Origin of the sequence: Acidisoma silvae (genome assembly GCF_020618775.1) — a bacterium.
Taxonomy (GTDB): Bacteria; Pseudomonadota; Alphaproteobacteria; order Acetobacterales; family Acetobacteraceae; genus Acidisoma; species Acidisoma silvae.
The window spans coordinates 1-8,621 of record NZ_JAESVB010000042.1; the positions used below are offsets into that span (position 1 = coordinate 1).

Sequence of the window (8,621 nt, forward strand, 5' to 3'; positions counted from 1 at the left end):
AAAGCTTTCAGGCGATCAAAAGGGCCTCGCTACCCGCCGGACTTGCGCATAGAAACAGCCGCAGCGTTGGTGCCTTCGCCAGCACGCTTCGCGGCCGCTTACCAGTCCCCATGGTGTAGAGCTATTGAAAAAAGAAACTCTTTTAAAGAGTTTCTTATCCACCTAACCGCATATTTCTTCTATTGAAGGCTAGAAATAGGAGTTCCGCGGTGGCTGGACAAAGTTGATCTCCCAATTCGCCACTGCATTGCGTTTATAATCAATGGGATTATGGGCTGCTACCGTTCGAGCATTACGCCAATGCCGGTGCAAGTTCAGGCTGTCCGTTACAGCGGAAGCGCCCCCGGCTTCAAAGAGATTCGCGGTCGCTGGCAGAACCAGTTCTGCAATGACGACCTGCGCGCGAGCGACATCCGTCGCCGCACTGATTGCGGCACTCTCATCACCAGACTGAACCGCGGCAGCGTCCAAACTGTCAGCCGCCGCTAGAACCGCCGCACGCGCGCCAAAACTAGCGCTGCTAACCGCCCCGGCAACGCGAAGAACATAAGGGTCTTCACTTGCCGTTTCAGCTAAACTGTGCGCGCTCGGACGCGCTCGGTCACGGATATAGTCGTTCAGTTCCCGCGATGCATTCGCCGCAATCCCAGCCATAACCGCGGCAAGAAAAAGTTGCCGGTGGCCGCCAATGTGGGTGAAGACCTCATCCAATGAACGGAATTCGATCAATTCGTCTTCTTGAATAACAACATCCGTGAATGTTGTTGTTCCAGTCGCCGTTGTGCGCTGGCCCATGCCGTCCCAGTCGTCTTGCATGGCAATTCCTGTGCGATTCACCGGAAGCAGGGCCATGATCTTTTCGCCGTCCGCCGTCTCCCCGCTCACAAGTATGCGGTCTGCATAAAGTGAGCCGGTGGAGTATGATTTTCGGCCGTTCAAGACCCACCCAGCTCCTCGCGGTTCCAAGCGGCTTTTGACTTGGCCGACACGACTTGTTGCCGCTTCGCTCAGGGCATTGCCGACAACCAAGCCTCCTGCCAATTCAGGCCACCACCTTGCGGTCGTGCGCGCCGATCCCTGCGTGCGCAGCTCCTCGACGAAGAAAAAATGTGGCCTGACCGCCTGCGCCAAGTTGGAATCGACGGAGGCGATGGCCATCACGGCCTCCATCTGCTGCCGGATCGTGCCGCCTGCCCCACCCACGGCTTCCGGAATACGCAGTCGGAGAACACCGGATTGACGCAAAACGTTGACTGATTCATGGGGAAGCACCCGGTCACGCTCACGTGCAGAGGCATCCCTGCCCAAAATAGGAACGAGTTGCTCCAGCCCAGCCAAAATGTCCGAGGCCTTCGGCGCGTCGAGGAAATCAGTCATCCGGCCAGACTCTCCAATCTTTTAACGCGCGGCATGACCTCAGCGGCAAATAGCGTCATGTCGCTTTCCAGCGGCTGAAAGCCCAGCATGAAAGTTTCAATCCCCAACCGGTTCCAAGTAACGATCCTCTCGGCGACGGTATCGAAACTCCCGACCAAACCAGCGGCCGTGCCGCCGTTGGGTCCGATATGGGGCCGGTGTTTCAGCGCCTTCCACATGGCCGATTCCTCATCGACTTGCCGAACCAGACGCTCCATCAAAGCGCCCTGCGCAGCTTTATCTGCTGAGTTGCGTTGCCAATGATACTCCAGGAGCTCTTCGGCCTCTGGATCGGTTTTGGCCGCGACAATAAAAGCAGACATGCCGAAGCGTAGCGGCGGTCTGGTGCCGCGCGGCCGAACACGGACATCGGCAATAAAGGCAGCCGCGCTCTCCGGTGCCTGACCATTGAGGAACAACACATCCGCCTCAGCCGCAGCCAGCTCTCGCGCCGGCTCGGATTCGCCGCCTATATAGATGGTCGGCCGGCTACGACGCGTCGGTGCAGGTCTAAGACCGAAATCATCGAGCTTGAGGTAGCGGCCGTGATAGGTCACCCGCTCCCCGCTCATGAGCTTCGCTACAACATGCAGCCATTCCTTGCCAAACGCATAGCGTTCATCATGTGGCAACATGCCGATACCCGAACGCTCAAGATCAGGCTTCCACCAAGCGTTCACAACATTGACGGAGAACCGACCCTCGCTGATCTCTTCTATGCCAACAGCCTGTTTGGCAAGGATAGTCGGGTGGATCACTGAGGGCTTAATGGCACCAATGATTTCAATCTTTTTCGTGAGCGCTGCCAAAGCCGCTGCCGCTGTCCAGGCGTCGAGCTGGTCCAGCTCCTCCCCCACCGGGTTCATCGTATGCTGCGCGACGAGGGTAGTATCGAAACCAAGCTTTTCTGCCAGTAGCACTTGATCCCGCACACGCGGCCAGGAGGCATCCACGGGGTCGTCCGGATGACTGAGGGAGGCCAGCGTGCCATGGACATTGGCCCAAACGCCGAAGCGCACGGGATGTTTAGACATATAGTTATCCTATTTAACGACGGTCAGTAGCGTGCGGCGGTCGATTGTTGTCAGCACCGCAAGGATGATGACAGCACCTTTGACGATCTCCTGTGTGAAGGAGGAGACGCCACAAACATTCAGGCCGTTGCTGAGAATGGTGATCAGCGCCACGCCAAGGATCGTCCGACCGATACCGCCCACGCCACCCGTGAGCGCGGTGCCACCCACCACAATGGCCGCAACGCTATCCAGTAAATACCCGTCGCCAATGGAAGGTGTCGCCGAACCAAGACGCGAGAGCAGAAAAAACCCACCGACTGAAGCGAGGGTCGAGGACAGAATAAAGACCGCGGCCTTGTAGCGATTGACCGGTAGTCCCGTCAGCAACGCCACGCGCTCGCCAGCGCCAATGGCCGTCGTGTAGCGGCCGAACCGGGTATTGTATTGCGCAGCCGTCAGCACAGCCCAGGCGATAACGGCGTAGAACAGGACATTGGGCACCAGCGGGATGAACTGGCTTCCTGCGATATCAGCAAAACTGTCATCGTCAGCAACCGACAGTGCCATGCCGCCCAGTACGTGCAGCATAATACCATTGAAAATCGAGCCGGAAGCAAGCGTCGCGATAAATGATGGCAGGCGCAGCACGGTCACCAGAAACGCGTTGAACCCGCCCGCGACGATGCCGAAAACTACCGCGACGGCAAGGGCCAAGCCATGACTAACCCCGGCATCATGCAGCGCGACACCAGAGAGGGCCGCTGAAAGCGCAGCGACGCCTCCGACCGAAAGATCGATGCTTCCCATCAAGATGACGAAGGTGGCGCCGAGGGAAATTAGGAGCAATGGGCCTCCCTGCGCCCCCATCACGACCATATTCATGGGTGACAGGAAGGCCGACGATTTGGCGACGAAGCAGCCTACCAGAATAAAAAGCGCGATGATCGGCAGCCAGGTCGCACGCGATTCTCGCGATATCCAAGAATGCCAAGGCCCCCCCGCAGCTGTCTCGTCCGTCGCTCTCGGCGCATCTGTCGCGATGGTCGTCATTCAGTGTTTGCTCTCTGGCGAAGGACGCGGGACCGGGACGATCGCGGAGCCGATCATGGCGGCGATCAGATCAGATTCGTCTGCCGATCGGTCGTAATTCTGGACCTCGGCAACAAGCGTCCCCTCCCGCATAATAAGGATACGGTCGGAAAAGCTTATAAGCTCCGGCAGATCGTCCGTGACGTAAAGGACGCTGGTGCCGCGTTCAGCAAGTTCGGCAAGAATGTGATGAATCTCTGCCTTGGCTCCGACATCCACCCCTGCCGTCGGATTTTCGATCAGGAGCAATTGTGGCTCACGATGCACCCAACGGGCGAGTGCCACCTTCTGTTGATTGCCGCCGCTAAGCGTGCCGACGGCCTGGCGCGCCTTAGCTTTAATGCCAAAGGCCCGGATCATCCCGGCGGTCACGCCTTGTTCATATCTATGACGCCAAAGGCCGAGGCGCGTCGAAAATCCCCGTTTACCGGACTCGCCGCTGGCGAGCGCGATATTGGCGGCCACGCTTTGGGATAGAAGGATAGACTCAGCAGCCCTGTCCGCCGGCACAAAGGCGATACCCGCCTTCTTACGGCGTGTGAAGCCACCCTCAAGCGGGTTCCCCGCGAGCATTATCGCCCCGCGATCCGCCACTTCTAGCCCGGCGATGAGACGGAGGAGCTGATTTTTTCCCGAACCCATGAGCCCGCCAATTCCGACAATCTCCCCGTTACCGACTGCGAAGGCAATGTCGTGAATGGCAAGCCGCCGCATGCCCCACCGATCTGCTCGCGGGGGCGCCTTGGCAAGGTCACGCACGGTCAGCTTCGGCGCTGCAGCAGGCGCCACCTGCCGCTTTCCGATGGAACGTGTGTGGCTCTCGCGCCCCACCATCAATCGATGCAGCGAGTCCTCGTCAAAATCGGTCACGGCTCCGTTGCCCACGACCTGGCCATCCTTAAGAACAACGAGCCGGTCGCAGATCGCAAAGACTTCCTTGAGCCTGTGGGAGACGAAGGCAATTCCCACGCCGTCCGCCTTCAACCGGCCGATATGGCCGAGAAGACGGCGCACCTCAGCCTCGGTCAGGCCTGTCGTCGGCTCGTCAAACAGAACGAAGCCAGAGGGCATATCAAGTATTTTAGGCAGTAGAATGGCGCGTGCCACTTCCAGGGCCTGCCGCGTTGCAAAATCATAAGCGCGGACTGGACGTCGTACGTCGACGTCGAGTTCCATCGAGGTCATCATGCTACCCGCCAGACGCACCATCGCCCGTCGCCGCAGCAAAGGTCCGAGAGAAAAGCGTTCCTCATGGCCCAGAAACAGATTCTGATAGACCGGTAGCTCGTCTATCAACGCGGGATCTTGAAAGATGCGCCAGATGCCATGTGCATTAGCGGCGCGATAGTTCACCGGCGCAATCGGCAAACCATCGATCGCAACTCGTCCCGATGTCGGTGAAAGAGTGCCGGAGAGGATATTCAGAAGGGTGGATTTTCCCGCTCCATTCTCTCCCAGAATGCCGACGACCTCGCCAGAGGCCAGCGTAAGGCTGACCTCGGACAAGGCGCGAAAACGGCCAAAGGATTGCGTGATATCCTGGATCGCCAACCGAGCCATGAGGCTTAAACTTTGACTCCGGGATAGTCGAAGTCTTCAAGCTTGAGTTTGTAGGCAGCCTCATATTGCCGCGTCACCCGATCAAATTCGCCAGACTTGATCGACGCGACATAGGCGGCTGGCGGCTTGTATCCGGCAGGCTTCGGCACGACGCCGAAATACTCCTCATATTTGATCGGCACGAGCGGCGCTTGCGGATCCCAGTTGTCGCCGCTGATGACGTGAGAGAGAAGGCGCGGATCGAAAGGCAGGTTGGGATTATCGACATAGCGCTTCAACACGCCCTCAACATTATCCTTCGTCACCACGATGCCGGCAAAGCCTACGAAACGCTCCGGCGTTGTGAACTGATAGCCGTTAAGGGCGTCAAACAGATGCGCGACCGCCTGAATGCCGTGGTAAGCCGGCGACTGGAAAGCCGTCGCTGTCACTCGGCCCGACTTGATGGCCCGCAAAATATCTGTTGATCCATCGACGCCGCAGGTCAACACTTTATCTCCGGCCTTGATGCCAAGACCGCGCAATGCCGCCAAAACACCGGTCAATGAGCCGTCATTCTGGGCAATGATGCCATTTGGCACGCCGAGGCGGGAAATGAGATCCTCAGTCGCCTTCTGCCCATCTCCCGCATTCCAATTTCCGGGCAGGCTACCGATGATCTTGACACCTGGGAACTCTGAAACCGCATGATTGACGGCCGCAGATCTCAGATCATCAGCAAACGTACCGGTCGGCCCTGTAATATGGAAGAAGGTCGCTTTGTCGCCGAATTTCGCAACGGCCTGGCGAACCGTTTCGCGCACCGCACCATAGAATCCGATATCCTCTCGCGGATGGAAATCCTGCGAAAAGCCAGGGCCGTAGTCGAGCGGAGAAGTCCAGGGGATGTCCGTGCCGACATTGACCAAATATCCGCCAAGGCTATGAGCCGTTTTTGCGATGGGGCCGAGCGAGCTGCCATCCATACTGTTTGTCAGAAAAAGCTTCGCACCAGCCGCAGCTGCTGACTGCGCTTGCGTCAAGGCAAGGGAGTCGTTGAGATTGAACGTCGTTGACTGATACGGCAGACCAAGCACCTTCGCGGCACGCAACGCCGCGTCATTAATGATCGTGCACCACTCGTTACTCAGCAATAGCAGCTGATGAAGGGGGGCGACTTTGTAGCTTTCGCTAGCGGCCGAAGCGGTGGAACTCAGCACAGGGTTGAAAGCCGCACCACCCATTAGGGCGGTACCGATGCCAGCATTCCGCAGGAAATGCCGTCGACTGTAGGGGGACGGCGTCGAGAATTCGCGAGACATGATGTTCCTGAATACTAAATCGCTTTGCTGGCTCAATGTTGAATTTTCACATCGTGGAGATGGTGCTTCTAAAACATCGGACAGCCGGCGGTTGGTCGACGAGATCGCTATAAATTCGGCCTCAAAAAAGGCGTAAGGCCCAAATTCAAGCTATTAACATCTTTCATGTTCGTGCATTCGCACAATGACGCTATTTGGTCAAGTGCATACCTTATTTCACTATATTTAAAGTTGTAATTCTAAGTCTCCTGCGGCTAGATGATCTTTCATTCAGCTCACATGGTGGTGGCAGACCGGTCGGGTTCCATGTCGGCAAATCCAACCACAGCCAAAACGAAGCACAGCATAGTCCCGACAAGCCAAGCGCTAGCTTCATTATTTTTTCAGCGGGGTTCTGGCCTTCCATGGCTGGAAGCGCTTACTAGGATGCGATGGTCCAGTTCTCGTCCCCGATCTCCGTCACGCGCGGCGGAATTCTTTCGCATCCCGGTGTTCTCCAGCTCTTGTTCAGCCGCTGCGGCTCCGCGATAGGCTATCAGATGCAGTCCGTAGCCATAGGCTGGCAGATCTACGCCCTGACACATCGTGCATTGTCGCTCGGCCTCGTCGGGCTGGCACAGTTCCTGCCGATGGTTGCCTTGATCTTTGTCGCGGGACATACCGCCGACCGCTTCGATCGCCGGCGCATTGCCGCCATTTGCCAAACGGTCGAGGCCTTGGGTGCCGCATCGCTTGCGGCCGGGTCCGTCCTCCATATGCTGACACCCGCGCTGATCTATGCCGTGGTCATCGTGCTGGGCGCCGCCCGCGCGTTCGAAGGACCGTGCCTACAGGCCATGCTGCCATCGCTGGTACCGCCCCCACTCTTTCCACGCCTCGCGGCCCTGGCGTCTTCCCTGTTTCAGACGGTGACCATCATCGGTCCATCCATCGGTGGCCTGCTGTATGGACTTGGGGCATCGCTGCCCTACGAAGTCTGCGCCGGGTTCTTCGCGCTCGCCGCTCTCTGCATAACCTTCGTGCCGCCCGGCGTGAGGAGGCCCCGCGAGCCTGTCAGTTTGCGGGCGGTATTCGGCGGAATCGTCTTCATCCGTGCGCGGCCTCAGATTCTCGGTGCGATCTCTCTGGACCTTTTTGCCGTGCTTCTGGGTGGCGCGACCGCTTTGCTCCCCGTTTACGCAAGTGACATCCTGCATGCTGGCCCCTTTGCACTTGGATGCTTGCGGGCCGCGCCCGCCGTCGGCGCCTTAGCCATCTCCCTGCTGCTCACCAGACATCCCATTGGGCGGCATGCTGGCCGTCTCATGTTTGGTGCGGTCGCTCTCTTCGGGATCGCCACCATCGTTTTTGGGCTCTCACGATCCTTGCCGGTGTCGATCGCCGCCCTTACTGTACTGGGGGCGGCCGACGTGGTTAGCGTTGTGGTCCGCTCCAGCCTCGTGCAGCTCCAAACGCCGGATCACATGCGCGGCCGAGTATCAGCGGTGAACATGCTATTCATTGGCACATCCAATCAGCTCGGCGAGTTTGAAAGCGGTACCTTGGCCGCATTCATCGGCGCTGTTCCGACGGTCGTCGCAGGCGGCGTCGGGACACTGGTGGTTGCCCTCCTGTGGATGGGCTTGTTCCCGACCCTCCGCAAACTCGACCGGTTGGACACAGCTCCGAAAGACTAAAGTCGACCTGTTCTCGCTCAAAACCAATGCGCCAGATGGAAAGATTATTGTCTTTGTCGCTTAAACAGGGCCTGCCTCACATTGTGGGGGTCTGGCTCAAATGATGTGACTTTGCGCCCTGAAGCTTGGGTAGCAGTTCGCCATCTGACGATGGGCGTGCATTGATATTGCGTGAAAAAAGACGGCGAGTGGTCTCTCGGGCTAAGCGTCAAAATTTGTGAGGCTAACAGGACCGATGGAGGGTAAATTGTGTCCACCGTCATGTCTGGCGGCGCACATTGTCCGACGTGTGGCACTCGCTCCAGCCACCGCCATGGCTGGTGCATCCGTCATTTGCGGGACCTGCCGGCACAAGGAGTGGTCGTAAAACTGCTGCTTAGAGAGTGCAGTGGCAATGACTCAATCCCGGCTGCGCGCAGATGACGTTTGGCGGCCGCCTACCGAAGGTTGTGGCGCCATACGGCCGCCAGACACGCCGCCTTGTCGACTTGGGTCATGTGCTTACCCACGCGGCTGGAGAACGGCCGGCCGAGCGGCTGATGACCGCCTCGGGGCGCCTCAAA

General features: G+C 58.3%; 8 protein-coding genes. 3 read left to right on the forward strand and 5 right to left on the reverse strand.

The window, feature by feature from the left end; genetic code table 11:
• Positions 1-186: hypothetical protein (locus tag ASILVAE211_RS25305; protein WP_227324144.1), on the forward strand; the 186-nt coding region annotated here is incomplete at its 5' end.
• A gap of 3 nt (positions 187-189) precedes the next feature.
• Here ASILVAE211_RS25305 and ASILVAE211_RS25310 read toward each other — a convergent pair.
• Genes ASILVAE211_RS25310 through ASILVAE211_RS25330 form a run of 5 tightly spaced genes read right to left on the reverse strand, consistent with a single transcriptional unit; the run spans position 190 to position 6,382 of the window.
• Entirely contained in the window at positions 190-1,377 is a 1,188-nt protein-coding gene (locus ASILVAE211_RS25310; protein WP_227324145.1) for an acyl-CoA dehydrogenase family protein, read from the reverse strand.
• The gene (locus ASILVAE211_RS25315; protein ID WP_227324146.1) at positions 1,374-2,450 is read right to left on the reverse strand and encodes an LLM class flavin-dependent oxidoreductase; all 1,077 of its coding nucleotides are present in this window, start codon (positions 2,448-2,450) and stop codon (positions 1,374-1,376) included. The genes ASILVAE211_RS25310 and ASILVAE211_RS25315 overlap by 4 nt, the downstream gene beginning before the upstream one ends.
• A gap of 9 nt (positions 2,451-2,459) precedes the next feature.
• Entirely contained in the window at positions 2,460-3,482 is a 1,023-nt protein-coding gene (locus ASILVAE211_RS25320) for an ABC transporter permease (protein WP_227324147.1), read from the reverse strand.
• Positions 3,483-5,081, reverse strand: a complete 1,599-nt coding sequence (locus ASILVAE211_RS25325) for a sugar ABC transporter ATP-binding protein (protein WP_227324148.1) — start codon at positions 5,079-5,081, stop codon at positions 3,483-3,485.
• A 5-nt stretch (positions 5,082-5,086) separates the two neighbouring features.
• Positions 5,087-6,382, reverse strand: coding sequence for a sugar ABC transporter substrate-binding protein (locus tag ASILVAE211_RS25330; protein ID WP_227324149.1), 1,296 nt, complete (start codon positions 6,380-6,382; stop codon positions 5,087-5,089).
• Positions 6,383-6,813: 431 nt separating this feature from the next.
• Between ASILVAE211_RS25330 and ASILVAE211_RS25335 the strand changes: the two genes are divergently transcribed.
• A complete protein-coding gene (locus ASILVAE211_RS25335; RefSeq protein WP_227324150.1) occupies positions 6,814-8,058 on the forward strand; it encodes an MFS transporter in 1,245 nt (414 codons plus the stop codon).
• 261 nt (positions 8,059-8,319) lie between these two features.
• Positions 8,320-8,481, forward strand: a complete 162-nt coding sequence (locus tag ASILVAE211_RS26630; protein ID WP_227324151.1) for a transposase family protein — start codon at positions 8,320-8,322, stop codon at positions 8,479-8,481.
• Positions 8,482-8,621: the final 140 nt, after the last annotated feature.